Below are 551 nucleotides of genomic sequence, written 5' to 3'. Positions count from 1 at the left end.
TGAAATAAGCGAAGTAAAACTTAAAGAATTACTGCAACGAGCATCTGAACTGATGGATATGGAAGAAGATAGTCTTATTGTATTCAAAAGCCGTGAACAAAAGTGGTTAGATAAGCAGATACTTGGTAAAGAGAAAGGCGAAACGGATAATTTTTTATAAGTAATTGATAATCAGTTATTTATTTATTACCTGTTCTTGTCTTTAAATCGTCTTTCAACGTGTCACCTACATCAATACTGGTTAAGTAGCAAGGTGTTGTTCAGGCGTAAAATCGTTAAGTTATTGATTATTAGGGGGTTAAAAAAGTCGTCTTACTTGATAGGATAATTACATCATTACCGATCGACGATTTTTTGAAGTTAAAAAACACCGCAAACCTTGCTTAGGAGGTATCCTATAACTAATTTTACAACGGATTTTAATCGTACCATTCAGGAATTGAAATAGCGTTTGTAGACCAATCCCCGCACCTTGCCGATTTGATTTTAATCGTACCATTCAGGAATTGAAATATTACAACCTGTTAGAAACTATACAGATAACAACGAAT

Annotated in this window: 1 protein-coding gene; it reads left to right on the top strand. The window is 33.6% G+C overall.

Annotation, left to right across the window (positions count from 1 at the left end):
- The coding region (locus NZ519_14150) for a CRISPR-associated endonuclease Cas2 (GenBank protein MCS7029894.1) at nt 1–160 on the top strand (160 nt) is incomplete at its 5' end.
- Nucleotides 161–551: the final 391 nt, after the last annotated feature.

The sequence above is a fragment of the Bacteroidia bacterium genome (genome assembly GCA_025056095.1).
Taxonomy (GTDB): Bacteria; Bacteroidota; Bacteroidia; order JANWVE01; family JANWVE01; genus JANWVE01.
Note: the sequence above shows the minus strand (reverse complement) of the source record. Positions and strands in the feature narration are given on the sequence as shown.